This is a genomic window from Streptomyces sp. NBC_01116 (assembly GCF_041435495.1).
GTDB lineage: Bacteria > Actinomycetota > Actinomycetes > Streptomycetales > Streptomycetaceae > Streptomyces.
On record NZ_CP108644.1, the window covers coordinates 2239402 to 2262988 of the forward strand.

Annotated in this window: 21 protein-coding genes and 1 pseudogene; 12 read left to right on the forward strand and 10 right to left on the reverse strand. The window is 72.7% G+C overall.

Translation table 11 applies throughout. The features are described from left to right. Positions 1 to 41 precede the first annotated feature (41 nt). Positions 42 to 848, forward strand: coding sequence for a site-2 protease family protein (locus tag OG245_RS09715; RefSeq protein WP_371623122.1), 807 nt, complete (start codon positions 42 to 44; stop codon positions 846 to 848). 28 nt (positions 849 to 876) lie between these two features. Here OG245_RS09715 and OG245_RS09720 read toward each other — a convergent pair whose 3' ends face one another. Together OG245_RS09720 and npdG are read right to left on the reverse strand one after the other, a co-directional pair. Beyond that, entirely contained in the window at positions 877 to 1059 is a 183-nt protein-coding gene (locus OG245_RS09720; protein ID WP_371623123.1) for a hypothetical protein, read from the reverse strand. 125 nt (positions 1060 to 1184) lie between these two features. Then, positions 1185 to 1895, reverse strand: coding sequence for an NADPH-dependent F420 reductase (gene npdG, locus OG245_RS09725; RefSeq protein ID WP_371623124.1), 711 nt, complete (start codon positions 1893 to 1895; stop codon positions 1185 to 1187). A gap of 322 nt (positions 1896 to 2217) precedes the next feature. Between npdG and OG245_RS09730 the strand changes: the two genes are divergently transcribed. Next, positions 2218 to 3465, forward strand: coding sequence for an MFS transporter (locus tag OG245_RS09730; RefSeq protein ID WP_371627850.1), 1248 nt, complete (start codon positions 2218 to 2220; stop codon positions 3463 to 3465). A gap of 130 nt (positions 3466 to 3595) precedes the next feature. Here OG245_RS09730 and OG245_RS09735 read toward each other — a convergent pair whose 3' ends face one another. Further along, entirely contained in the window at positions 3596 to 3856 is a 261-nt protein-coding gene (locus OG245_RS09735) for a hypothetical protein (RefSeq protein WP_371623125.1), read from the reverse strand. Positions 3857 to 3915: 59 nt separating this feature from the next. On the opposite strand from OG245_RS09735, the gene map reads away from it, so the two are divergent. Next, positions 3916 to 4773 (forward strand): type I methionyl aminopeptidase, encoded by an 858-nt coding sequence (map, locus tag OG245_RS09740; RefSeq protein WP_371623126.1) that lies wholly within the window; start codon positions 3916 to 3918, stop codon positions 4771 to 4773. Between the two features lie 206 nt (positions 4774 to 4979). Next, the gene (locus OG245_RS09745) at positions 4980 to 5645 is read left to right on the forward strand and encodes a heme oxygenase (biliverdin-producing) (protein WP_371623127.1); all 666 of its coding nucleotides are present in this window, start codon (positions 4980 to 4982) and stop codon (positions 5643 to 5645) included. 163 nt (positions 5646 to 5808) lie between these two features. Here the strand turns inward: OG245_RS09745 and OG245_RS09750 are convergent, their stop codons facing one another. From OG245_RS09750 to OG245_RS09760, 3 genes are all read right to left on the reverse strand, one after another. Continuing rightward, positions 5809 to 6480 (reverse strand): PhzF family phenazine biosynthesis protein, encoded by a 672-nt coding sequence (locus tag OG245_RS09750; protein WP_371623128.1) that lies wholly within the window; start codon positions 6478 to 6480, stop codon positions 5809 to 5811. A 120-nt stretch (positions 6481 to 6600) separates the two neighbouring features. Then, positions 6601 to 8304, reverse strand: a complete 1704-nt coding sequence (locus OG245_RS09755) for an HtaA domain-containing protein (RefSeq protein WP_371623129.1) — start codon at positions 8302 to 8304, stop codon at positions 6601 to 6603. Between the two features lie 90 nt (positions 8305 to 8394). Next, positions 8395 to 9852, reverse strand: coding sequence for an HtaA domain-containing protein (locus OG245_RS09760; protein WP_371623130.1), 1458 nt, complete (start codon positions 9850 to 9852; stop codon positions 8395 to 8397). Between the two features lie 135 nt (positions 9853 to 9987). Between OG245_RS09760 and OG245_RS09765 the strand changes: the two genes are divergently transcribed. From OG245_RS09765 to OG245_RS09780, 4 genes are all read left to right on the forward strand, one after another. Further along, complete coding sequence (locus OG245_RS09765) at positions 9988 to 11088, forward strand: hemin ABC transporter substrate-binding protein (protein ID WP_371623131.1); 1101 nt, start codon at positions 9988 to 9990, stop codon at positions 11086 to 11088. After that, a complete protein-coding gene (locus tag OG245_RS09770; protein ID WP_371623132.1) occupies positions 11085 to 12197 on the forward strand; it encodes a FecCD family ABC transporter permease in 1113 nt (370 codons plus the stop codon). Before OG245_RS09765 ends, OG245_RS09770 begins: the two co-directional genes overlap by 4 nt. Continuing rightward, complete coding sequence (locus tag OG245_RS09775; protein ID WP_371623133.1) at positions 12194 to 13033, forward strand: heme ABC transporter ATP-binding protein; 840 nt, start codon at positions 12194 to 12196, stop codon at positions 13031 to 13033. The genes OG245_RS09770 and OG245_RS09775 overlap by 4 nt, the downstream gene beginning before the upstream one ends. Positions 13034 to 13227: 194 nt before the next feature. Next, complete coding sequence (locus tag OG245_RS09780) at positions 13228 to 14250, forward strand: hypothetical protein (RefSeq protein WP_371623134.1); 1023 nt, start codon at positions 13228 to 13230, stop codon at positions 14248 to 14250. A gap of 131 nt (positions 14251 to 14381) precedes the next feature. Here the strand turns inward: OG245_RS09780 and OG245_RS09785 are convergent, their stop codons facing one another. Together OG245_RS09785 and OG245_RS09790 are read right to left on the reverse strand one after the other, a co-directional pair. Then, positions 14382 to 15128 (reverse strand): bifunctional DNA primase/polymerase, encoded by a 747-nt coding sequence (locus OG245_RS09785; protein ID WP_050357925.1) that lies wholly within the window; start codon positions 15126 to 15128, stop codon positions 14382 to 14384. A 196-nt stretch (positions 15129 to 15324) separates the two neighbouring features. Continuing rightward, a complete protein-coding gene (locus tag OG245_RS09790) occupies positions 15325 to 15954 on the reverse strand; it encodes a TetR/AcrR family transcriptional regulator (RefSeq protein ID WP_371623135.1) in 630 nt (209 codons plus the stop codon). 267 nt (positions 15955 to 16221) lie between these two features. Here OG245_RS09790 and ddaH point away from each other — a divergent pair. Then, positions 16222 to 17058: pseudogene (gene ddaH, locus OG245_RS09795) on the forward strand (dimethylargininase); the annotation flags it as partial. Here the strand turns inward: ddaH and OG245_RS09800 are convergent. After that, positions 17055 to 18047 (reverse strand): small ribosomal subunit Rsm22 family protein, encoded by a 993-nt coding sequence (locus tag OG245_RS09800; protein WP_371623136.1) that lies wholly within the window; start codon positions 18045 to 18047, stop codon positions 17055 to 17057. The pseudogene ddaH and the gene OG245_RS09800 overlap by 4 nt on opposite strands. Positions 18048 to 18267: 220 nt before the next feature. Between OG245_RS09800 and OG245_RS09805 the strand changes: the two genes are divergently transcribed. Next, on the forward strand, positions 18268 to 19590 hold the full coding sequence (locus tag OG245_RS09805; RefSeq protein WP_371623137.1) for a hypothetical protein: 1323 nt from the start codon (positions 18268 to 18270) through the stop codon (positions 19588 to 19590). Positions 19591 to 19630: 40 nt separating this feature from the next. On the opposite strand, the gene OG245_RS09810 is transcribed toward OG245_RS09805, so the two are convergent. Then, positions 19631 to 21022 (reverse strand): multidrug effflux MFS transporter, encoded by a 1392-nt coding sequence (locus OG245_RS09810; RefSeq protein ID WP_371623138.1) that lies wholly within the window; start codon positions 21020 to 21022, stop codon positions 19631 to 19633. Between the two features lie 89 nt (positions 21023 to 21111). Between OG245_RS09810 and OG245_RS09815 the strand changes: the two genes are divergently transcribed. Then, positions 21112 to 22110, forward strand: coding sequence for a Gfo/Idh/MocA family protein (locus OG245_RS09815; RefSeq protein ID WP_371623139.1), 999 nt, complete (start codon positions 21112 to 21114; stop codon positions 22108 to 22110). 118 nt (positions 22111 to 22228) lie between these two features. Then, positions 22229 to 23476: an MFS transporter gene (locus tag OG245_RS09820; RefSeq protein ID WP_371623140.1), complete on the forward strand. Its 1248-nt coding sequence runs from the start codon at positions 22229 to 22231 to the stop codon at positions 23474 to 23476. The last annotated feature ends 111 nt before the right edge of the window (positions 23477 to 23587 follow it).

Sequence of the window (23587 nt, forward strand, 5' to 3'; positions counted from 1 at the left end):
GCGGCCAGCTCCGCAGCCCCCACCTCAGGAGTCGAACGCCGATGACCACCGCAGCCACCCGCGGCGACCGGAGGATCAGCCCGGTCTTCCTCGGCATCGCCGCCGTCACCGCGGTCGCGGGCTGGGCGGTGTGGACGGGCTTCGCGGACGCCACCGGCTTCGCGGTGTTCCTGTTCGTCACCGGGGCCTGGATCGTCTCGCTCTGTCTGCACGAGTACGCGCACGCCCGCACCGCGCTGCACAGCGGGGACCTCTCGGTGGGGGCGAAGGGCTATCTGACGCTCGATCCGCTGAAGTACACGCACGCGCTGCTCAGCATCGTGCTGCCGGTGCTCTTCGTGATCATGGGCGGGATCGGGCTGCCCGGCGGCGCGGTGTACATCGAGCGAGGACGGATCCAGGGCCGCTGGAAGCACAGCCTGATCTCGGCGGCGGGCCCGCTGACGAACGTGGCGTTCGCGGTGGTGTGCACCGCGCCGTTCTGGCTGGACGCGCTCGACGGGGTGCCCCGCTCCTTCCAGTACGCGCTGGCGTTCCTGGCGATGCTCCAGGTGACGGCCGCGATCCTGAACTTCCTGCCGATCCCGGGGCTGGACGGGTACGGGGTGATCGAGCCCTGGCTCTCGTACAAGGTCCGCCGCCAGGTGGAGCCGATCGCGCCGTTCGGGCTGATCGCCGTGTTCGCGCTGCTCTGGATCCCGGAGGTGAACACCGTGTTCTTCGACGCCGTCCACGCGCTGCTGCGCGGGCTGGGCGTCGAGGAGTTCCAGCGGTACTGCGGTTACGACCTGTACCGCTTCTGGCGGGGCCTCTTCGACGAGCAGGACCCGGGCTGCGCGGTGGGCTGACGGCGGTGCGGCTCGTCGGCCGTTTCGATCAGGCCGCTTCGGCGGCCACGGCGAGCCGGTGCCTGCGGATGTAGAACCAGGTCATGTTCGACGAGAGCCCCGCGACGAGCACCCAGACGATCCCGAGCAGACTGCCCTGGGCGAAGGAGACCACGGCCGCCACGACGGCGAGGACGCAGACGACGAGGGCGTAGAGAGCGATGCGGGGCATGGGGGTCGACTCCTGTCGGGAACGGGTCGCGGTCCCGTCCAGTGTCCCCCATGCCCCGTTGTGCCCTGACCGGGCCCGGCGGGACGGTCGGCGGGCCGGTCGGCAGGGCCGGTCGGCAGGGCCGGTCAGACGTCGGTGGTGCGCAGCCCGGCGTGGGCCTTGTAGCGGCGGTTGACCGAGATCAGGTTGGCGACCAGCGACTCGACCTGATGGGCGTTGCGCAGCCGCCCCGCGAAGATGCCCCGCATGCCGGGGATCCGGCCCGCCAGCGCCTGCACGAGGTCCGTGTCGGCCCGGGCCTCGCCCAGGACCAGCACGTCGGTGTCGATCTCCTCGATGGACTCGTCCTGGAGCAGCACGGCCGAGAGGTGGTGGAAGGCGGCGGTGACCCGGGAGTCCGGCAGCAGGGCGGCGGCCTGTTCGGCGGCGCTGCCCTCCTCCGGCTTGAGGGCGTAGGCGCCCTTCTTGTCGAAGCCGAGCGGGTTGACGCAGTCGATCACGAGCTTGCCCGCGAGTTCCTCGCGCAGGGACTGGAGCGTCTTGGCGTGGCCGTCCCACGGCACCGCGACGATCACGATGTCGCTGCGCCGGGCGCACTCCGCGTTGTCCGCGCCCTCGACGCCGAAGCCCAGCTCGGCCGCGGCCTGCTCGGCGCGGGCCGCGTCCCGGGAGCCGAGGGTGACCCGCTGTCCGGCGCGGGCGAGCCGGTAGGCGAGGCCGCGCCCCTGCGGGCCGGTGCCGCCGAGCACGCCGACGCTGAGGGCGGAGACGTCGGGGAGGTCCCAGGGGTCCCTGGCGGGGGGCTTGGGCGCGCTGCCGCTGTCCTGTGTAGTCATGGGCCCGACCCTACTGCCAGGTAGCCCCCGGGAGGCCGTCGCTGCGGGGTCCCGGTGCCGTTCCCGGCCCACTGGCCACCGGCGCCCCACCCGCTCCTAGCACGGTCCTCCGTTCGGGTGAGGGAGGAGGTGCGGGCCGTCGGGCGGCGGGCGTCGGCGGACCCGTTCGCCCGGCCCGGCGGGCGTCACGGAATATCGGCTTGCCCGAAACGCCCGGCAGTGCGGATCATGGCCCTTCGTGACCTCAGCGCCTCCCCCGCCCTCCCCCTCCTCGGCCCCCTCGCCGTCCCCCTCACCGGCGTCGGCCCGGTTCCGGGCCCTGTTGCCGGACCTCTCTCCCTGGCGCTCGTCGCCGGACTTCCGGCTGCTGTGGGTCCAGGGCCTGATCACGTACTTCGGCAGCTTCATGGCGCTCATCGCGCTGCCGCTCCAGATCAAGGACCTCACGGGCTCCCCGCTCGCGGTCGGGGCGATGGGAGCCGTGGAGCTGGTGCCGCTGGTGGTCTTCGGGCTGTACGGCGGGGCGCTCGCGGACTCGGTGGACCGCCGCCGGGTCATCCTGCTCACCGAGGCGGGGCTCGGTGTGCTCGCCGCGATCCTGCTGGTGAACGCCCTGCTCCCGGAGCCGCTGCTGTGGCCGCTGTACGTGGTGGCCGGCGGGGTGTCCGCGCTCGCCGGGCTCCAGCGGCCCGCGCTGGACTCCCTGATGGCCCGGATCGTGCCGCACAAGCAGCAGACGGCGGCGGCCGCCCTGAACTCGCTGCGCTGGCAGATCGGGGCCATCGCGGGCCCGGCGCTGGCCGGTCTGGTGGTGGCGTACGCCGGTCACGGCACGGCGTACGGGGTGACGGTCTGCACGTTCGCCGCCTCCGTCGTGCTCTGTCTGCGGCTGTCCCCCGCACCGCCGGCGCGCGACGCGCAGAAGCCGTCGCTGCGCGGGATCGTCGAGGGGGCGCGGTACGCCTGGAGCCGGCCGGTGCTGCTGGGGACGTACGCGATCGACATGGCGGCGATGTTCTTCGCCTTCCCGAACACGATCTTCCCGTTCCTGGCGGACGACCTGGACGCGGAGTGGTCGCTGGGACTGATGTACGCGGCGGGCTCGGTCGGCTCGCTGGCGCTGGGGCTGACCAGCGGCTGGACGAGCCGGGTGCGCAGGCACGGGCTGTTCGTGGTGTTCGGTGCGACGGCGTGGGGGCTGGCCATCGCCGCGGCGGGCTGGTTCTCCAGCGTGTGGGTGGTGCTGCTCTGCCTGGCCGTCGCGGGGGCGGGCGACATGCTGAGCGGGCTGGGGCGCGCGACCATCTGGAACCAGACGATCCCGGAGGAGCTGCGGGGCCGGCTGGCGGGCATCGAGGTGCTCTCGTACAGCGTCGGCCCGCAGCTGGGCCAGGTGCGGGCCGGGGCGATGGCGGGCTGGACGGGGACCCGGTCGGCGATCTGGACGGGCGGGGTGGCGTGCGTGGCGTCGGTGGTGCTGCTGACCGCCGCGCTGCCGAAGCTGGTGCGGTACGACTCGGAGACGGACGAGGACGCGATGCGGAGGCGGGAGGCGCGGGAGGAGGCGTGACCCGGGCCCGGCCGGGCGGCCGGGCTTCCGGGGCTCCGCCCCGTACCCCGCTCCTCAAGCGCCGGAGGGGCCGAAAAGACCTCCTCAAACGCCGGACGGGGTTTGATTCACCGCCCGAGACGGGCCTGATCTACCCCCCGGACGGGCCCGGGCTGCCCCCGGACGGGCCGGAGCGGTCGCCCTTGTCCTCGTCGTGCCACTTGGGGTCGGTGTCCCATTCCAGGTTCCGGTCGCGCGCCGTGTCCATCGCGTGCTGGGCCGCCTCACGGGAGGTGTAGGGGCCGAACCGGTTCTGCGCCGGGCACTCCGGGCCTTCCTCGACCTTCTTGTGCTCCAGGCAGTAGTACCACTCGCCCGGCTTGCCGACCGTGCGCTTCTTGAACAGGGCCATCGACTGCTCCTTTCCTTGTCGCCATAGTGCCCCCGGGGCCGCTGGTTAGACTCGCTGGCATGTCTGGCCAGTCGCTTCTCGTACCAGGGGAGATCACTCCCGTCCGTTCCGTCCCCGGAAACATCCGGCGCCCCGAGTACGTGGGGAAGCCGGCCCCGACGCCGTACACCGGCCCGGAGGTCCAGGACGCCGACACCGTGGAGCGGATGCGCGTCGCGGGCCGCATCGCCGCGCAGGCGATGGAGGAGGCCGCCAAGCACATCGCCCCGGGGGTCACCACGGACCAGCTCGACAAGGTCGCCCACGACTTCATGGTCGACCACGGCGCCTACCCCTCGACGCTCGGCTACCGGGGCTTCCAGAAGTCGCTGTGCACCTCGCTCAACGAGGTCATCTGCCACGGCATCCCCGACTCCACCGTGCTGCGCGACGGCGACATCGTGAACCTGGACGTCACCGCGTACATCAACGGCGTGCACGGCGACAACAACGCCACCTATCTCTGCGGCGACGTCGACGAGGAGTCCCGGCTGCTCGTCGAGCGCACCCGGGAGTCACTGAACCGCGCCATCAAGGCGGTCAGGCCCGGTCGCCAGATCAATGTGATCGGCCGGGTCATCGAGTCGTACGCGAAGCGGTTCGGCTACGGAGTCGTGCGCGACTTCACCGGCCACGGGATCAACTCCTCGTTCCACTCCGGCCTGATCATCCCGCACTACGACAGCCCGCACGCCACCACGGTGATGCAGCCGGGCATGACGTTCACCATCGAGCCGATGCTGACGCTGGGCACCCACGAGTACGACATGTGGGAGGACGGCTGGACCGTGGTGACGAAGGACCGCAAGCGGACGGCCCAGTTCGAGCACACGCTGGTGGTCACGGAGACCGGAGCGGAGATCCTCACCCTCCCGTAATCACCCCATAACGCGCATAACAGGACCCTCTCCTCCCTCTGCGTCTAACCTTTTACCGACAGGCAGTCGGGAACCAGTTGACTTAGGTAAACCTAAGTAGGAGGATCGGGCGTATCGGCACGCGCCGCCGCACCGCTGCGGCGGTCGCTGCTGATATATCCGTCTCTTTCTGGACTTCCCGTCCCCTCGGTCCCCGGAGGCCCGCCTTGGACGCAACCGCCACCGTCACTCCCTTCTCGACGCTCATCCGCACCGCGTCGCACGAGCAGCACACCGAGGCGGAGACCTCGACCTTCATGAGTGACCTGCTCGGCGGGCGGCTGGGAGTGGACGCCTACACGCGCTACACCGAGCAGCTGTGGTTCGTGTACCGGGCTCTGGAGGAGGGCGCGGACGCCCTGCGCGACGACCCGGTCGCCGGCCCCTTCATACAGCCGGAGCTGATGCGTTCGACCGAGCTGGAACGCGACCTGGCGCACCTGCGCGGGGCCGACTGGCGCGAGGGCGTGGAGCCGCTGCCCGCCACCGCCGCGTACGCGGCCCGGGTCGCGGAGTGCGCGCGCACCTGGCCCGCCGGCTACATCGCCCACCACTACACCCGCTACCTCGGCGACCTCTCGGGCGGTCAGATCATCCGCGACAAGGCGGAGAAGACCTGGGGCTTCGAGCGCAAGGGCGACGGCGTGCGCTTCTACGTCTTCGAGGAGATCACCAACCCGGCCGCGTTCAAGCGGGGTTACCGCGAGCTGCTGGACGCGGTGAACGCGGACGACCTGGAGAAGCAGCGGATCGTCGAGGAGTGCAAGCGGGCCTTCGCGCTGAACACCGCGGTCTTCCGCGAGCTGGGCGAGGTCTTCCCGCTCAGCGCGTGACCGGGCGCGGGCGACCGCGCCCGTGAGCGTGCGGCTCCACCGGCTTCCGGTGGAGCCGCACGCGCGACCGGGGCAGGGACGGCGGCCCGCAGCGGGACCCTCCGGTCCGGGTCGTCCGGGTCGTCCCGTCGTGCGGGTCGTCCCGTCGTACGGGTCGTGCGGGTCAGCCCCGGACGGCCATCAGAACGCGGCCCCCGACCTCCACCGTGCCGTCCGGCGCGGGTGCGGTGAGGATCTGGGAGCCGCGTCCTTGTGTGATGTTCAGGGCCCGGCCGAGCCGCGCGCTGAGCAGCAGGGCCGCCGCCCCCGTCGCCTCGTCCTCGACGATCGCCTTCCCGCGCCTCGGGAAGGCCCGTGCGCGCACCCTTCCCGCCGCCTCGTCCTCCCACGCCCAGGCGTAGAGCCACCCCTCACCGGGCGGCGGGGCCGGCAGCGCGTCGACCTCGGCGGCGCTCGCGTACCGCTGGAACGTGCGCGGCGGGACCCACTCGGGGCGGGCGGTGATCCAGGTGAACTCCCCGTCCTGGCGCGCGAACACGTCCCCGACCTCCAGCTCCAGGACCTCCAGGTCCAGCAGCCAGGCGGCGCCCACCAGCGGGTGCCCGGCGAACGGCAGCCGGAGGCCGGGTGCGTGGATGTCCACCCGCCCGCGCTCCGGGTCGTCGACGAACACGGTCTCGCTGAAGCCGAGCCGCTGGGCCAGCAGTTGCCGGGAGGCCTCGTCGGGGTGGTCGCGTCCGTCGCGTACGACGCCGAGGGCGTTGCCGTGCCGGCCGTCGGGTCCGCAGAACACCCGCAGGACGTCGATGCCCCGGGGTACGTCGTAGTCGCTCACGGGGGCATTCAAGCACTGCCGGGCGACGGGGCGGGAGTCGGCGGTACGGCGGCGGGGCCGTACCGGGAAGCGGTGAGCTTCCGGTACGGCCCCGGGCCCGTTCAGGTGGTGCGAGGTGGATCAGGCGGTGACGTCACGACGACGGCGCGCCGCGATCACGATGCCCGCTCCGGCCGCCACGACGACGCCGGAGGCGGCGATGAGGGCGCCGGTCGGGACGTCGGAGCCGGTGGCGGCCAGGGCGCCGGAGCCGCCGACCGTGCCGCCGGTGGAGCCGCCGACCGTGCCGCCGGTGGAGCCGCCGACCGTGCCGCCGCCGGTGGTGGAGCCGCCCGCCGTGGAGCCGCCCGCCGTGGAGCCGCCGGTGGAGCCCGAACCGCCGGTGGTGGAGCCGGAGCCGCCCGTGGAGTCGGCCGGGATGTGGGCGTCCTTGTCGAGGGAGACCGCGACGTTCAGGGCGTCGAGGTCATCGCCCTTCTTGTAGAAGCCGCCGAAGGCCTTGGCGCCGTCCGTGGTGAGCGTCGCCGGAATCTTCTTGAGGTTCACGATGCCGCCCTTGGCGGCGAGCGCGCCGTCGGGCACCTTCAGGCCGGCCAGGGAGAGGCCGGTGAACCTGCTGACCTTGCCGGTCTTCTGGTCCTTGGAGGAGACGTCGGCGAGGAGCGTGCCGGAGGTGCCCTCGATGTCGACCTTCAGATTGCTGAGGGACAGGTCGAGGACGTACTCGCCCTTGGTCTCGTGGCCGAGGAAGCGCACCTTGCCCTTGAAAGCGGCGTTCAGCGTGTTCTTGTCGGCGTCGAGGACGCCGGTGGCACTGCCGAACCGGTAGCTGTCGCCGGCGGCGGTGGCGGTGGCGCCCTCGCTGGTCTCGACCTTGCCGTGCGCGATCGGGCCGACCACGTAGGAGCGGAACCGCTCCTTGACGCCCCAGTTCAGAGTGCCGTCGACGACCGGGCCGCTGACGGGCGCGGCGGTCTCGGAGGCGGACGGCGACGGGCCGGTCACCGGCTCCTTCGACGGCTCCTTGGAAGGGTCTTCGCCCGGGTTCTTGGAGGGGTCCTCGCCCGGGTCCTTGTCGGGGTTCTCCGACGGGTCCTTGCCCGGGTCCTTGCCCGGGTCCTTGGACGGGTCGTCGCTCGGGTCCTTGCTCGGGTCCTTCGACGGGTCCGGGCCGGGCGCGCCGGTCTTGACCGTCAGGGTCGCCGCGTCGAGCGCGGAGCCCTCCTTGTAGAAGCCGCCGAAGGCGTCCACGCCGTCGGCGGTCAGCTTGGCGGGGATGGCGGAGAAGACCATCGCACCGCCCGCGCCGCCGCCCCGCTTGGCGGCCGTCATGTCGAGCGCGGCGATGGGGGCGTCGTCCTTGGTGACGACGCTGCCGTCCATCTTCTTGCTGCTGAAGTCGGCGGTGATGGTGCCGGTCTCGCGGCCCGTGCCGACCTTGATGTCGCTGAGCTCGACGTCGAGGACGCCCTCGTGGCCCTCGAACCGGACGCCGCCCTTGAACGCGGTCGCGGACGCGTGCGTCCCGGTGTCGTAGGTGCCCGTGCCGCCGGTGAAGGTGAACACACCGTTGTCGGCGGCCTGCTGGGCGCCGTCCGTGACCGTGATCTTCCCGTGCGCGATGGGACCGGCCACGTACCTGCGGAAGTCCGCGTGGATGCCCCAGTCCAGCGTGCCGTCCACCAGGTCCAGCTTCGGGGCGGCCGTGGGCGCGGCCTCGGAGGCGTTGTCGGCGGCGAGGGCGGGAAGGGCGAAGGTCGCGCCCAGGACGGCGGCCGTGGCGACGGCCGCGGCGAGCGTTATGGGGCGGCGGGTTGCTGCCATGTCGGTGGGTCTCCTTGCGGAACGGAGGGAGGGGGAAGAGAGAAGTCGGGGGAGGGCGTGACGACCCATAAGGCGTTCATGGGTGCCCGGTCAGGAGGTCTTGGGGGCGTCGGAGCCCGTGGTGGCGTCGGCACTCCGCGCGGCCCCGCGGCGGCGCAGGCCGAAGAAGGCCCCGGCGGCGACGAGCAGCAGCACACCGCCGCCGACGACTGCCCAGGCGCCGACGCCCGGACCGGAGTCGGAGGAGGCGGCCGCCGGTGCGGCGGAGGGCTCCTCGACGGCCTTCTTCGTGGGCTCGGCGGCCGCCGTCGGCTCGCTGCCGAGGTCCGGCAGCGCGGGCAGTTGGGCCTTCTCGTCGACGGCCACGGCGAGCGAGACCGGGTCCATCGCGGTCCCCGCCCTGTACATGGAGCCGAAGGCCTTGGCGCCGTCGGCGGTGAGGGTGGCGGGAACCTCGGTGAGGACGGCGAGGCCTTCCTTCGGCGCGAGGTCCTTCGCGGGGAAGGTGATGAGGGGCACGTCCTCGCGGGTGGCGCCCTCGCTGGTGACGTCCGCCGACAGCGTGCCCTCGCCCTTGGTGACGGCGACGGTGACGCCGGCGAACTTGAGGTCGAGGTCGTGTGCGCCGGTGAAGCGGATGCTGCCGCTGAAGTCCGCGTCCAGCGTCTGCTTCTTCGCGTCGTACGTCCCCTTGCCCTGCGGGAAGCGGAACAGGGCCCCGCCGTCCTGGGCGCCGTCGGCGAGCGTCCACTTGCCCTGGCCGATGGAGCCGGTGACGTACTCGCGGAAGGTGCGGCGTACGCCCCAGTCGACGGCGGCGTCCTCGAAGCGGCCCGCCTTCTCCCGGTCCTTCTTCTCCGCCTTCTCCTTCTCGTCCTCGTCCTTCTTCTTCTCCGGGGCGGACGGCTTCGGCTCGGCGGCCGCGCCCCGGGTGTCGACGGAGAGGCTGATCGGGTCGAGCGGGGTGCCCGCGGTGTAGTAGCCCGCGAAGGCGGAGGCGCCCTGGGAGGTCAGCGTGGCGGGGACGTTGGTGAGGGCGATGGGGGTGGAACCGCCCTTCATGTCGATCCCGCCGAGGTCGAGCGAGGCCAGCGGCACCTGGGAGCGGTTGGAGACCTTTCCGGTCCCCCGCTCCTTGCTGACCATGTCCGCGTGGAGCGTGCCGCTGCCGCCGCTGATCCGGACGGTGGGGCGGCTGATCGTGAGGTCCAGCTCGTTGCTGCCGTCGGGCTTCCGGTGACCGGTGAAGTGCACGCCGCCGGAGAAGCCGGAGGTGAGCGCTCCGGTGTCCGGGTCGTAGGAGCCGGTCGCCGAGTGGAAGCGGAACTGGCTGCCGCCGACCGTCGCGGCACCGCCGGTGAGGCTCCAACTGCCGCTCGCGATGGGTCCGGTGACATAGCTCTGGAAGGAGGACTTGATGCCCCAGTCCAGTCGGCCGCCCTGCACCGTACGGCCGGCGGCTTGCGCGGTGGCGGCGGGGAGCAGGGCTCCCAGCAGTACCGCGAGGAGCGCGACGGCGAGCGCGCGGGTGGATCTGGACGACGGCATGAGGACCCCTCCGAGGACTGGATGCTCAGGTAAGGCTAACCTAAGGTATTGCCAGCCCGGGCCGGAACCCCCTCCGGTCACGCCGTTACCGGCGAACGGCCCACCGCACGCCGCAGAACGACAGGACGGTGCCCCGTGCACATCTCGCAGGCCTTCGCCACGAGGAGCCCCGAGGGCTCCGAGGGCCCGGACTCCGGACGGGCTCCGCGCCGTCGCCCGGCCCGGGGCAGGGCGGCCGCCGCCCTCACCGCCACTGTCGCCCTCGCCCTGCTCCTGACCGGCTGCGGCGGAGGCGGAAGCGGCGACTCGGCGCCGAAGACCGTCGCGAAGACCGCCGACGCCGACCGGGTCGAGCCGCTGGCCTCCCCGCCCGCGCCGAAGCTGCCGGTGACGGTCGACTCGGCGGACGGCACGGAGGTCACGATCGGTTCCACCGACCGGATCGTGCCGCTGACCGGGTCGCTGAGCGAGATCGTCTTCACCCTCGGTCTCGGCGAGCAGGTGGTCGCCCGGGACATCACCGCCACCTTCGAACAGGCCGAGAAGCTCCCGGTGGTGACCCGTGCCCATGACGTCTCGGCGGAGAGCGTGCTCTCGCTGAAGCCGACGGTCGTCCTCGCCGACACCACCACCGGACCGGCCGAGGCGATCGACCAGATCCGCGACGCGGGCATCCCGCTCCTCGTCGTCGAGCCCGCCAAGGAGCTCGCCGACGTCGGCCGCCGCATCGACACCGTCGCCGAGGCCCTCGGCGTACCGTCCGCCGGAACGGAGCTCAAGGAGCGGACCGAGTCCCGGATCGCCGCCGTCAGCAAGTCCATCCCGGACCACAAGGGCGGCAAGAAGCCCCGGGTCGCCTTCCTCTACCTGCGCGGCTCGGCCTCCGTCTATCTGCTGGGCGGCGCGGAGTCCGGGGCCGGTTCGCTGCTGGAGGCGGCGGGCGCGGTCGACGCCGGCAAGGAGTCGGGGCTGGACAAGGACTTCACCGCCATCACCAGCGAGGCGCTCGCCAAGGCCGCGCCGGACGCGATCCTCCTGATGACCAAGGGGTACGAGTCGGTCGGCGGCATGGACGGTCTGGTGAAGATCCCCGGCATCGCGGAGACCCCGGCCGGGATGGACCGCCGGATCGTCACCGTCGACGACGGGGTGCTGCTCAACTACGGGCCGCGCACCGACCGGGTGCTCGCCGAGATCGTCGAGCAGCTGTACGCGAAGGGCGGCACGGGCCAGTGACCACCGCGTACGAGGAACGCACGGGGACCGGTCCGAAGTCCCCGGGCGAGGGAGCGGACGGCGTCGCCGCTCCCCGGTCCCCCCGGAGCAGGGCCTTCGTGCTCACCGCCGTGCTCTCCCTCGCCCTGCTCGCAGGCTGTCTGCTGTCCGCGGCGATCGGCGCGTACTCCATCCCGCTCGGCGACGTGCTGTCCTCCGTGCAGCACCGGATCGGGCTCGGCGGCCAGGAGTTGGACCGGGTCGGCGAGAGCGTCCTGTGGAACGTACGGCTCCCCCGGGTCGCCCTCGCCCTGCTCGTCGGCGCGTCCCTCGGCTGCGCGGGCGCGCTGATGCAGGGCGTGTTCGGCAACCCGCTCGCCGAGCCCGGCGTGATCGGCATCTCGGCGGGCGCGGCCGTGGGCGCGGTCGCCTCGATCGCGCTCGGCCTGAGCTTCTTCGGCAACTGGACCATCACCGTCTGCGCGTTCGTCGCCGGCCTGATCACGGTGCTGCTCGTCTACACGCTCTCGCGGTCCGGCGGCCGGACCGAAGTGGTGACGCTGATCCTCACCGGTATCGCCGTCAACGCGTTCGCGGGCGCGCTGATCGGCCTGTTCATCTTCTTCGCGGACAACGCGCAGATCACCCAGATCACCTTCTGGCAGCTCGGTTCGCTCTCCCAGGCCACCTGGCCCAAGGTGCTCGCCGTGCTGCCGTGCGCGCTCGCGGGGCTCCTCATCGCCCCGTTCTACTCCCGCAAGCTGGACCTGCTGGCCCTCGGCGAGCGGCCCGCCCGGCACCTGGGCGTGGACGTGGAACGGCTGCGGATCGTGCTGGTGCTGGTGGTGGCGCTGCTGACGGCCGCCGCGGTCGCCGTCGCCGGGATCATCTCCTTCGTCGGGCTGCTCGTCCCGCATCTGCTGCGGATGGCGAACGGCCCCGGCCACCGCTTCCTCGTCCCGGGCTCCGCGCTCGGCGGCGCCCTGGTCCTGGTGGCGGGCGACCTCGCGGCCCGTACGGTCGCGGCCCCCGCCGAGCTGCCGCTCGGGGTGCTGACCGCGCTCTTCGGCAGCCCGTTCTTCTTCTGGCTGCTGCGCAGGACCCGTCGTAAGCAAGGTGGTTGGGCATGAGGACGCTGAGAGACCTGTTCGCGGTACGCCCCCGGGAGCTGCCCTCGCCCGTGGCCCCCGGCTCCCCCGCCGTCGAGGCGGTCGGGCTCTCGGTCCGGCTCGGGCAGCGGCAGGTGCTGGACTCCGTCGGTCTGACCGCCCACGCGGGCGAGGTGGTCGCCCTGGTCGGGCCGAACGGCGCGGGCAAGTCGACGCTGCTGGCGGCGCTGGCCGCCGATCTGCCCGCCGGGAGCGGCGAGGTGCGGATCGACGGCCGCCCGGCCACCGCGTGGTCCGCGCCCGAACTGGCGCTGCGCCGCTCGGTGCTGCCGCAGTCCGCCGCGCTGTCCTTCCCGTTCCCGGTGGAGGACGTCGTCCGGATGGGGCGGGCGCCCTGGGCCGGTACGGAGCGGGAGGACGAGGACGACGCGGCGGTGGCCGCTGCGATGGCCGCGACCGAGGTGACGCGGTTCGCGGGGCGCCCGTTCTCCGCGCTGTCGGGCGGTGAGAAGGCCCGGGTGGCGCTGGCCCGGGTGCTGGCACAGCGGGCCCCGCTGATGCTGCTCGACGAGCCGACCGCCGCCCTGGACCTGCGCCACCAGGAGCTGGTGCTGCGGATCTGCCGGGACCGGGCCGCCGCCGGGGACGCGGTGGTGGTCGTGCTGCACGACCTCGGCCTCGCCGCGGCGTACGCGGACCGGGCGGCCGTCCTGCACGAGGGGCGGATCGCGGAACTGGGCCCGCCGGACGAGGTGTTCAGCGGCGAGCTGCTCGGCGAGGTCTACCGGCAGCCGGTGGAGGTCTTCCCTCATCCCCGTACGGGCAGGCCGCTGATCGTGCCGGTGCGCGGGGCCTGAGGCGGCTTCGGCCGCCGGGCCCTGTCGTCGAACTGCCGTCTGCCGGGCAGCTTCTGGCAGACGGCAGTTCGACGACAGGCCCCGGGTCACGGTGTGGACGCTGTATCCGGTCCCCGCCCGCACGCCGTCCGCCGCCCCGGTAGGGTTTCGACGGTCAGTGCGGGCGACGGATGCAGAAGGCGCAGAAGCAACGGATGACGAGACACCCTGGGCTGGGCCGGCTGACGGCGGGGCTCGCGACGGCGACGGTGCTGTGCGTGACGGCGAGCGGCTGTGTGACGGTGCACGGGGAGCTGGAAGTGCTGCCCGGGGCGAAGAAGCCGGAGGCCGCACAGGCGCTCAAGGACTTCACCGCCGCCTACAACGCGGCGGACAAGGCGTTCGATCCGGCGCTGGACGCGGACCGGGTGACGGGTTCGCTCGGCGCGATCAACCAGGCCGGACTGAAGGCGCGGAAGACGTACAACCCCGACGGCAACAAAGCGCACGAACCGCTGGTGCTGGACGACGCGACGTACGTCGTCCCCAAGAAGGCGGGCTGGCCGCGCTGGTTCCTCGCGGACACCGACTCCAACCGGGACCAGGACGGCGGGAGGCTGGACACCCGCTGGCTGGTGGTGTTCGTACGGTCGGGCCCCGACGCGCTGTGGAAGGCGTCGTACCTCGCGGTCGTCCCGTCCTCCCAGGTACCGGAGTTCGCCCTCGACGAGGACGGGTTCGCCATCCCGGTGGGGCCCGGGGACGACGGCCTGGCCGTGGCGCCCGAGGAGCTGAGCGCCTCGTACACCGGCTACCTGCAGAACGGCAGCCCCGACGTGTTCGCGCCCTCCACGTCGACCTCGGGCTGGCGCGAGACGCGCCGCACCACGCGGCGGGCGGGGTTCTCGTACCAGTACGTCGACCAGCCGCTGACGCGTGCGGCGTTCGCGCCGCTCGGGCTGCGCACCGAGGACGGCGGGGCGCTGGTCTTCTTCAGCAGCAAGCACTTCGAGCGGCAGACCGCGGCGAAGGGGCTGCGGCCCGACGTCACCGCGGATGTGAAGGCGCTGCTCACCGGCGAGGTGAACAGCAGCCTCACCAAGGAGCGGATCTCCAGCCAGCTGGTGCACGTCCCGGCGCGCGAGGGAGCGGCCGGCTCCGAGTCGGGCTCCGGCTCCGGCGGCAAGGTGCGGATGCTGAACCGGCTGCCGGGCCTGGTCGCGGCGAAGGGCGAGTAGGCGAGCGGGCGGGCAGCGGCCCGGGCCGCCGCGCCGCCCGGCAGAGCGACGGCGTCCGCCGCCGCCCGTCCCTGCGGGCCGCACACCGGACCACTGGCTCAGCTGCTCGGCGGGCCACCGGCCCAGCCGGCTCAGCGGCTCAGCGGCCAGGCGATCGAGTCGTGGTCCAGCTCGCTCTGCTCGGCGCTGCCCGCATACCGCGCGCAGGCGTCGGTGAGCGTCTCCAGCAGGGTCAGCGGGTCGGGCAGCTCGTGCTCGGGGCCGCGCACCCAGTGGACGTCGAGCTCACCGGGGAGCCGGGCGGGCGGCAGCAGGACGTAGCTGCCCCGGCAGTGCCAGCGCAGGCCCGGGTGGGCGTCCATGGTCTCGGGGTGGCAGTCCAGCTCGCAGGGCCACCACTCGTCCTCGTCCTCGGGGGTACCGCGGGTGGCGGTGAAGAAGAGCATCCGGTCCTCGCCGGACTGGGCGACCGGGCCGACGTCGATGCCCGCGTCGAGAAGGCGCTCCAGGGCGCTGCGGCCCGCGGTGAGCGGCACGTCCAGCACGTCGTGGATCATGCCGGTCGCGGTGATGAAGTTGGCCAGCGGCTGGCTGCCGGCCCAGCGCTCGATCTGGGCGCGGTCGGTCGTCGACTGCGTCTGCCAGGCGAACGAGATGGGATGTCGGGCGGGCGTGGGACAGCCGATGCGTTCGCACGAACATCGGTATCCGAGGGGGTGGGCTGCGGGGGCGATGGGCATGCCCGCGTCGGCGACCGCCAGGAGCAGCGCGACCCTGGCCGACTCGTCGGCCTCGGCCCCCGGTGCTTTGGGACGTCGCCGCAGCCACTGGGAGATCCTGCTCTCTGTGCCGCGGAAACGGCCGGAATCGGCGCCCATCTATCCCCTCACCTCAGCAGTTCACCTCAGCGTTGCCTGTCCATCGTCGCACCATCCTGCGGTTCGGGTGGCCAGAGTTCGCCGGCGGGGCCGTGTACCACCGCACCGAGTGAGCACCATCACGCCCGATGTCACCCCATACCGGGCGTCTCCACCCCTTACCGAGGGGCCCGAGGTCTGCCGCCGGCTCCTCGGGTCAGGGTCGCGGGGTGAGCCCGCCGAGGGCGTAGTCGACGATCGCGTCGGCGTAGGCGTGGGTGAGCGGCAGGGTCCGCAGCAGCCAGCGGTGCATCAGCGGGCCGATGAGCAGCTCCAGGGCGATCCGGGGGTCGGCGTCGGCGCGCAGGTGCCCGGCCTCCTGGGCGGCCCGCAGGCGTGTGACGTACAGCGCGAGCTGCGGTTCGAGCAGCTTCGCGACGAATTCGGCGCCCAGCTTGGCGTCGACGATGCCCTCGGCGGTCAGCGCGCGGGTGGGGACCTCCAGTGCCGGGTCGTTCAGCTCGTCGACGGTGGCCCGCAGGACGAGCTTGAGGTCGGCGGCCGGATCGCCGGTGTCGGGGATGCCCTGCGCGGCGTCGCCGGGCTGCGCCCCGGCCTCCTCGGCGGACCGGCCCGCCAGGTCCAGGAAGGCGTCCATCAGCACGGCGGCCTTGGAGGGCCACCAGCGGTAGATGGTCTGCTTGCCGACACCCGCGCGGGCGGCGATACCCTCGATCGTCGTGCGCCGGTAGCCCACCTCTCCGACGAGGGCGAGGGCGGCGTCGTGGATCGCCCGGCGGGAGCGGTCGCTGCGGCGGCTGGAGTCGGGTGCCTTGGTGGGTGCCATGTGTCCAATCTAGCGCCGAACAATCCGATACGTATCGTCTTGTGGTCGCCCGCCCTGCCGACACCCTTCCGCTGTCTCGCCATCGTCTCGCCGCCGTCCCGCCGTCCTCTGGAGGATGGAGGTATCCGGGCGGTGGGCATCCGGGCGGTGACCGTGACCGGGCGGTCCGATGAACCACCCGATCGATCGACTGCGGATCCGGCGCGCACGGCGCACCATGGGCTCACGCACAGACCGTGCGCATCCCACCGTTCCGCGGCTCCGGCCGCCGTTCGCGAGGAGCCCGAGTTGAACCGTGACGCCACCCCTCGTCGCTACCTGATGTGCGCCCCGGCGCACTTCCGGGTCACCTACTCCATCAACCCGTGGATGGACCCGTCCAAACCCGTCGACCTGCCGCTGGCCCAGACCCAGTGGGAGGATCTGCGCGACCGCTACCGCACGCTCGGCCACACCGTCGAACTGCTCGCTCCCCGTCCCGACCTGCCCGACATGGTCTTCGCCGCCAACGGCGCCACGGTGATCGGCGGCCGGGTGCTCGGCGCGCTGTTCGCGTACCGGGAGCGGTACGAGGAGGCCGGGGCCCACCGGGACTGGTTCCGGGAGCACGGCTTCACCGAGGTCCATGAGCCGGAGCACGTCAACGAGGGCGAGGGGGACTTCGCCGTCACCGCCTCCTACCTGCTGGCCGGGCGCGGCTTCCGCTCCAGCCCGCTCTCGCACGCCGAGGCCCAGGAGTTCTTCGGGGTGCCGGTCATCGGGCTCGATCTGGTGGATCCGCGCTACTACCACCTGGACACCGCGCTGTGCGTGCTGGACGCGGCGGCCGACGAGATCATGTACTACCCGGACGCCTTCTCCCCCGGCAGCCGGGCGGTGCTGCGCCGACTGTTCCCGGACGCGCTGCTCGCCCGGGAGGCGGACGCGACGGCGTTCGGCCTCAACTCGGTCAGCGACGGGCGCCACGTCCTGCTGCCGCAGGGGGCCACGGGGCTCTTGGACCCCCTGCGGGACCGGGGGTTCGAGCCGGTCCCGATGGACCTGGGCGAGCTGCTGAAGGGCGGCGGCAGTGTGAAGTGCTGCACCCAGGAGCTGCGGGCCTAAGCGCCGGCGGGCGGCCAGGGATCGCCCCAGGCGACGTCCCTGGCCGCCCGGTACAGCTCGCCGTGGCGCTTGGTGACCGTGGAGCGGGCCAGTCCGTCGTCACGGGTGCACAGCTCCAGCAGCACCTGGCCCTTGCGGATCTGCGGCCTGCGGGTGATCCGGGCGGGCGCCGGGGCGGTGGGGAAGCGGGTGGCGGCGACGTAGGCGAACTTCTCGTCCTCGTGGCTCAGCGAGCCGCCCTTGACCTGCCGGTGCAGCGAGGACCGGCTGACCCGGGCCGAGAAGTGGCACCAGTCGGCCCCGGGGGCGATCGGGCAGGCGTCGCTGTGCGGGCAGGGGGCCGCGACGCTCAGCCCGGCGTCGGTCAGCCGGTCGCGGGCCTCGATGATCCGGGCGTAGCCGTCGGGGGTGCCGGGCTCCACGATCACCACCGCCTGCCCGGCCTTCGCCGCCGCGTCGACGAGTTCGGTCCTGGCCCCGGCGGTCAGCTCCTTGAGCACATAGCTGACGGTGATCAGGTCCGCCGGGGCCAGCTCCAGCGCCGCCCCGATCCGGGCCTTCTCCCAGCGGGCGTCGCGGAGCCCCGGAACGCCGGACGCCTCGGCGAGTTCACGGCCGAGCGCGAGGGCCGGCTCGGCCCAGTCCAGGACGGTCGTGGCCGGGCCCTCCCAGACCCCGGCCACCGCCCAGCTCGCCGCTCCCGTGCCGCCGCCGACGTCGGTGTGGGTGGCGGGCGTCCAGTCGGGCGCGGCCCCGGCCAGGGCGTCGAGGGCGGACCGTACGGCTTCGTAGGTGGCGGGCATCCGGTACGCGGCGTACGCGGCGACATCGGCGCGGTCCCGCAGGATCGGGGCGTCCGTCGGGGTCTCCCCCCGGTAGCTGGCGATCAGCCGGTCGACGGCCTGCGTGGCCTGCTTGGGCGGCAGTCCGTCGAGCAGTCCGGCCAGCGCCGCGCGCAGGGACTGTGCGGTGGGGAGGGTGACGTTCACCGCCGAATTGTAGGTCGGAGGCGACCCGGCGGACGTATTCCGCTTCCCCGGGGGTACGGAGAGACGTGCGCGGCGGCACGGGGCCGTGCCGGTTCCGCACCAAGGCTTCACGTAACCGGTACGGAACGGGAATCCGTCGAACTCCACACCGCTGTCGGCCTGTTGCTACGCTGGCCCGCGCGTGGACGGCACCAGGTCAAGATGGTCCAGCAGGGGAGCCATGAGGCAGAAGATCGTGCGGCTGACGCTCGTCGGCGGGGTGGTCTTTCTCGCCCTGCTCCTGCTGCTGGCCACCTGTGGCGGCAGCCCCGACGAGGACGACCGGAAGAGCGGCGCGGCCACCGGGACGGCGAAGCCAGTGCTGCCGAGCGCCGGGCCGGTGACCCGGCTGACCGTTCCGCCGCAGTACACGACGGACCGGGGCTGGGAGATCATCGGCTCCTCCCCCGATGTCGCCGTCTCCCACGCGACGGGCCTGCTGGCCTATCTGGAGCGGTCGAAGGACAACCGCTACCGCGTGCGCACCGTGGACACGGCCACCGGCGAGCTGGGCTGGCGGGGCAAGGCCTGGCGGCTGCCGGATCCGCTGCACTACCCGAAGCTCGCCACGGTGGCCAAGGGCGACCGGCAGTTCTTCGTGACCTGGTCCTACGGGAAGGTCGGCGACGGGCTGTCGCCGGCGAACACCTTCCTCGCGCTCGATCTGTACGACGTCACGAACGGGAACCGGCAGCGCGTCGAGGTGCCCTGGTCGGGGGCCCCGAGCGTCCACACGACCGGGCCGGACATCGTGATCAGCGACGGGAAGGCGAACAGCACCCTGATCGACCCGGTCACCGGCGAGGTGTCCGAACTGAGCGCGGACAAGCTGAAGTACCCCAAGGGCTGCACGGCCTGCAAGCAGCTCACCGAGGTGCACGGTCAGACCTCCGAGGGCCTGCTGCTGGGCGGAGCACGGGAGTTCTGGGTGCGCGGCGGCTGGTTCAGCCGGAACGTCGCGCCCAAGGGCGCCGACAAGGGCAGCGGTGTGGTGACGTCGACGACCTCCGACCAGGTGCTGGCGAAGTGGGCGCCCGCGAAGAAGACCAAGCGGGCGGCGACGCACGAGCTGTGGGCGGTGCACGACGCGGCGACCGGTGAGGTCCTCACCTCGGTGGAGTGCCACAAGCCCGCCATAAAGCCGGGGCGTTTCCCGCAGGCGGTCCTCTCCCCCTCGGGCGACTATCTGATCGCCGGGAACCTGGCCTTCGACCTGGAGGCGAAGCAGGGCCGCTGCTTCGAGGACGAGGGCGGCGCCGCCCATCTGACGCTGGCCACGGTGACGGACGACGGCATCGCGTACGGGGCCGAGAACGCGCGCGACGCCTCGGAGGCGCTGTCCGGCGGCGGGTTCCCGGTCTCGATGGACTTCGCCACCTGGAGCACCGAGCGGCTGTCGCGCAACGCGCGGCTGCCGGGCACGGAGACCACCGGGGTCGGGGTGTTCCGCTGGACCGACCGGCAGGACCGCACGCATCTGATCGGCTACCCGCGGACCGGCTGATTCCGCGGCGGGCGCCGGGCGCGCGGCGGGCAGCGGTGGCTCAGAGGCCGCCGGCCTCGCGGCCCGCGCGCTGCCAGGGGCGGCACAGGAGCAGGAAGCAGGCCACCGCCGCCACCGCGCACACCACCTGGACCACGGCCATCGGGACGGCCGTGTCCTCCCCCGCGATGCCGACCAGCGGGGAGGCGACGGCGCCGATGAGGAACGAGGACGTGCCGAGCAGCGCGGAGGCGGAGCCCGCCGCGTGCTTGGTGCGCATCAGGGCCTGGGCGTTGGTGTTCGGCATCGCGAGGCCCATCGCCGACATCAGCACGAAGAGCCCGGCGGCGACCGGTACGAGGCCGACCTCGCCGAAGACGCCGGACGTCATGAGCAGCAGAGCGACGGCGGCCAGCACGATCACGGCGAGGCCGAAGCCGAGGACCTTGTCGAGGCTGATCCGGCCGACGAGCAGTTTGCCGTTGATCTGCCCGACGGTGATCAGGCCGATCGAGTTGATCCCGAAGAGGAGGCTGAAGGTCTGGGGCGAGGCCCCGTAGATCTCCTGTACGACGAACGGGGAGGCGGCGATGTACGCGAACAGGACGGCGAAGGCGAGTCCGCCCGCGACCATGTAGCCGGTGAAGACCCGGTCGGCGAGCAGCCCGCGCATGGTGCGCAGGGCGTCGGCGACCCCGCCGGTGTGGCGGTCGGCGGGCGGCAGCGTCTCGTGCAGCCATTTCCAGACGACCAGGGTGAGCACGATGCCGACGGCGGTCAGCACGACGAAGATGCCCCGCCAGTCGGTGATCCGCAGGACCTGCCCGCCGATCACCGGGGCGATGACCGGGGCCACGCCGGAGATCAGCATCAGCGTGGAGAAGAACCGGGCCATCTCCACGCCGTCGTAGAGGTCGCGCACCACGGCCCGCGCGATGACGATGCCGGCCGCGCCCGCGAGCCCCTGGAGGAGGCGGAAGCCGATGAGGAGTTCGGCGGTGGGGGCCAGGGCGCAGATGGCGGTGGCGAGGACGTAGACGACCATGCCGAGGAGCAGCGGCTTGCGGCGGCCCCAGCGGTCGCTCATGGGTCCGACGACGAGCTGGCCGAGGGCCATTCCGGCCAGGCACGCGGTCAGGGTGAGCTGGATGGTGGCGGCGGGGGCGCTCAGGGAGTCGGTGACCGCGGGGAGCGCGGGGAGGTACATGTCCATGGACAGCGGCGGCAGCGCGGTGAGTCCGCCGAGGACCATGGTGACCAGGAGGCCGGTGCGCCGGGCGGTCCTCGCCGCCGGGCCGGGAAGGCCGGCGGGGGCGGTGACCTGCGGGGCTGCCGGGTCGACGGAGAGGGCGCCCGCGTCCCCGTGCGGGATCTGCCGGTCGTCGGCCCCGGTCCCGGTCCCGGTGGTGGGTATGTGTGCCCGCTGGGCCCGGCTGCCGCCGCTGTCCGGCATTCTCTTCTCCACATCGTTGAATCCGCATCTATGCTCTCAGCTCGGCCGGAGTGGTCGATACCTTTTTCGGGCGGACTGGGGTGGCGGGCATGGGTGGGACGGTGCGCTGGGGTGTTCTGGCGACGGGCGGCATAGCCGCGCGGTTCACGGCGGACGTGCAGGCGCTCCCCGACGCCGAGGTGGTGGCGGTGGCCTCGCGCACGGAGGCCTCGGCGCGGGAGTTCGCCGAGCGGCACGGGATCGGGCGGGCCTACGGCAGCTGGGCGGAGCTGGTCGCCGACGACGAGGTGGACGTGGTGTACGTGGCCACCCCGCACTCGGCGCACCACGCGGCGGCCGGGCTGGCGCTGCGGGCCGGAAAGCACGTGCTGTGCGAGAAGGCGTTCACGCTGAACAGCCGGGAGGCAGAGGAGCTGGTGGCGCTGGCCCGGGACCGCGGCCTCTTCCTGATGGAGGCCATGTGGACCTATCTCAACCCGGTGGTCCGCCGGCTCACGGAGCTGGTCCGGGACGGGGCGATCGGCGAGATCCGTACCGTACAGGCTGATTTCGGCTTCGCGGGCGACTTCGCTCCCGGGCACCGGCTGCGCGATCCGGAGCTGGGCGGCGGGGCGCTGCTGGACCTCGGGGTCTACCCGGTGTCGTTCGCACACCTGCTGCTGGGCGAGCCGGACCGGGTGGCGGCCGACGCGCTGCTGTCCCCGGAGGGCGTCGACCTGAACACGGGGATGCTGCTCGGCTGGGACTCCGGCGCGAACGCGCTGCTCTCGTGCTCGATCGTCGGCCACCACCCGACGGCGGCCACCGTCATCGGCACGGCCGGGCGGATCGACATCCCGCGCGACTTCTTCCACCCGGACCACTTCGTCCTGCGGCGGGCGGGCGCGGAGCCGGAGACGATCGCCTCGGGACCGGGGCCGCGCGGGCTCTCGGGCATGCAGTACGAGGCCGTCGAGGTGGCCCGGGCGGTGCGTGCCGGCGAACTGGAGTCCCCGCTCGTCCCGCTGGAGGGTTCGCTGGCGGTGATGCGGACGCTCGACGCGGTACGGGACCGCGTGGGCGTCCGCTATCCGGCGGACACCCCCTGAGGACGGCCCCAGCGCCTGAGACTGTCCCCACCCCCTGAGGCTGTCCCGCGCTGCCGCGGGCCGGGGGCGTCACGGCACGGCCCGGCAGCCCACGACCCCGAAGCCAGGTGAAGGCGTTATGCCTGTTTTATCCAAACTGCTCGATATCAGGCCGCTGCGGTCGAGTCCCGCTTTCCGCTGGTTCTGGCTGGGCAGCACTCTTTCCGTATTCGGCAGCCAATTGACCGTGGTCGCCGTGTACTACCAGGTGTGGGAGACCTCGGGGAGCGGGATCGCGGTGGGCGCCGTCGGACTCGCCCAGGCGGTTCCGATGATCCTCGGCGGGCTCGTCGGTGGCACGCTGGCGGATTCGATGGACCGCAGGAGGCTCGTACTCCTGACCTCGTGCGGCCAGGCCGTCGCCGCCGCGCTGCTGGTGGTCCAGGCGGTCGCACATCCCGGCCGGCTGTGGCCCGTGCTGGCCGCGGTGGCGATCCAGGCGGCCTGCGCCGGGGTGGGCGCCCCGGCCCGGCGTACGTTCGTCGCCCGGCTGCTGGACAGCGACCAGGTGGCCGCGGGGGTCGCCCTCAACCACTTCGGCTTCCAGGTGGCGATGCTCGTCGGTCCCGTGGCCGGCGGATTCGTCGTCGCCATCGCGGGGGTGCAGGGCTGCTATCTGCTGGACATGGTGACGTTCGGCGCCGTGCTGATCGGCGCCCGGCAGTTGCCGCGGCTCGCGCCTCCGGGGTCCTCCGAGCGGCCCGGGCTCCGTTCGATGTGGGCCGGCTGGCAGTTCATCGCGCAGCATCGGGCGCTCACCGGAGCCTTTCTGTCCGAGGTCTTCTCCACGGTGACCGCCATGCCGATCGCCCTGTTCCCGATGATCAACGCCGAGCGTTTCGGCGGGAATCCGGAGAACCTCGGCCTGTTCTTCTCGGCGTTCGCCATCGGAGGGGTGCTCGCCGGGGCACTGTCCGGAGCCGTCGTGCGCTCCGAGCGGGCGGGCGCCATCATGCTGCTCGCCTCGGTCACGTGGGGGGCGGCGCTGACCGGGTTCGGGCTGTCCCACCACCTGTGGCTCGTTCTGGGATTCCTGGCGGTCGCGGGTGCGGCGGACACGATCTCGGTCATCTGCCGCGGAGCGATCGTCCAGGTGGCCACTCCCGACGCGTACCGGGGGCGGGTCAGTTCGGTCGAGCACGTTCTCGGCGCGGCGGGACCGGAGATCGGCAATTTCCGCGCCGGCGTGGTGGCGAGTGCCACATCGACCTCCCTGTCCGCGATTTCCGGAGGCGTGTCCTGTGTGGTGCTCCTGATCGCGCTCGCGATCATGAATCCGCGCGTTCGCCGGTTCCGCGTCCCGGTGTCGAAGAATCCCGCGGCCTGACGGCCCCGGCCCCGTCCCGCTACCGGGCCACCGCCCGCCGTCGCCCGCGCCTCTCGTTCGGACCACGCCGGGCTCGGGAGGGCCCGCGAGCGCCCTCCGGCCCGGACCCGG

Coding starts and splice junctions, on each gene's coding strand:
- OG245_RS09715 (WP_371623122.1), top strand. CDS start 42: ATGACCACCGCAGCCACCCGCGGCGACCGGAGGATCAGCCCGGTCTTC.
- OG245_RS09720 (WP_371623123.1), bottom strand. CDS start 1,059: ATGCCCCGCATCGCTCTCTACGCCCTCGTCGTCTGCGTCCTCGCCGTC.
- npdG (WP_371623124.1), bottom strand. CDS start 1,895: ATGACTACACAGGACAGCGGCAGCGCGCCCAAGCCCCCCGCCAGGGAC.
- OG245_RS09735 (WP_371623125.1), bottom strand. CDS start 3,856: ATGGCCCTGTTCAAGAAGCGCACGGTCGGCAAGCCGGGCGAGTGGTAC.
- map (WP_371623126.1), top strand. CDS start 3,916: ATGTCTGGCCAGTCGCTTCTCGTACCAGGGGAGATCACTCCCGTCCGT.
- OG245_RS09755 (WP_371623129.1), bottom strand. CDS start 8,304: ATGGCAGCAACCCGCCGCCCCATAACGCTCGCCGCGGCCGTCGCCACG.
- OG245_RS09760 (WP_371623130.1), bottom strand. CDS start 9,852: ATGCCGTCGTCCAGATCCACCCGCGCGCTCGCCGTCGCGCTCCTCGCG.
- OG245_RS09775 (WP_371623133.1), top strand. CDS start 12,194: ATGAGGACGCTGAGAGACCTGTTCGCGGTACGCCCCCGGGAGCTGCCC.
- OG245_RS09780 (WP_371623134.1), top strand. CDS start 13,228: ATGACGAGACACCCTGGGCTGGGCCGGCTGACGGCGGGGCTCGCGACG.
- OG245_RS09785 (WP_050357925.1), bottom strand. CDS start 15,128: ATGGGCGCCGATTCCGGCCGTTTCCGCGGCACAGAGAGCAGGATCTCC.
- OG245_RS09790 (WP_371623135.1), bottom strand. CDS start 15,954: ATGGCACCCACCAAGGCACCCGACTCCAGCCGCCGCAGCGACCGCTCC.
- OG245_RS09805 (WP_371623137.1), top strand. CDS start 18,268: ATGAGGCAGAAGATCGTGCGGCTGACGCTCGTCGGCGGGGTGGTCTTT.
- OG245_RS09810 (WP_371623138.1), bottom strand. CDS start 21,022: ATGCCGGACAGCGGCGGCAGCCGGGCCCAGCGGGCACACATACCCACC.
- OG245_RS09815 (WP_371623139.1), top strand. CDS start 21,112: ATGGGTGGGACGGTGCGCTGGGGTGTTCTGGCGACGGGCGGCATAGCC.
- OG245_RS09820 (WP_371623140.1), top strand. CDS start 22,229: ATGCCTGTTTTATCCAAACTGCTCGATATCAGGCCGCTGCGGTCGAGT.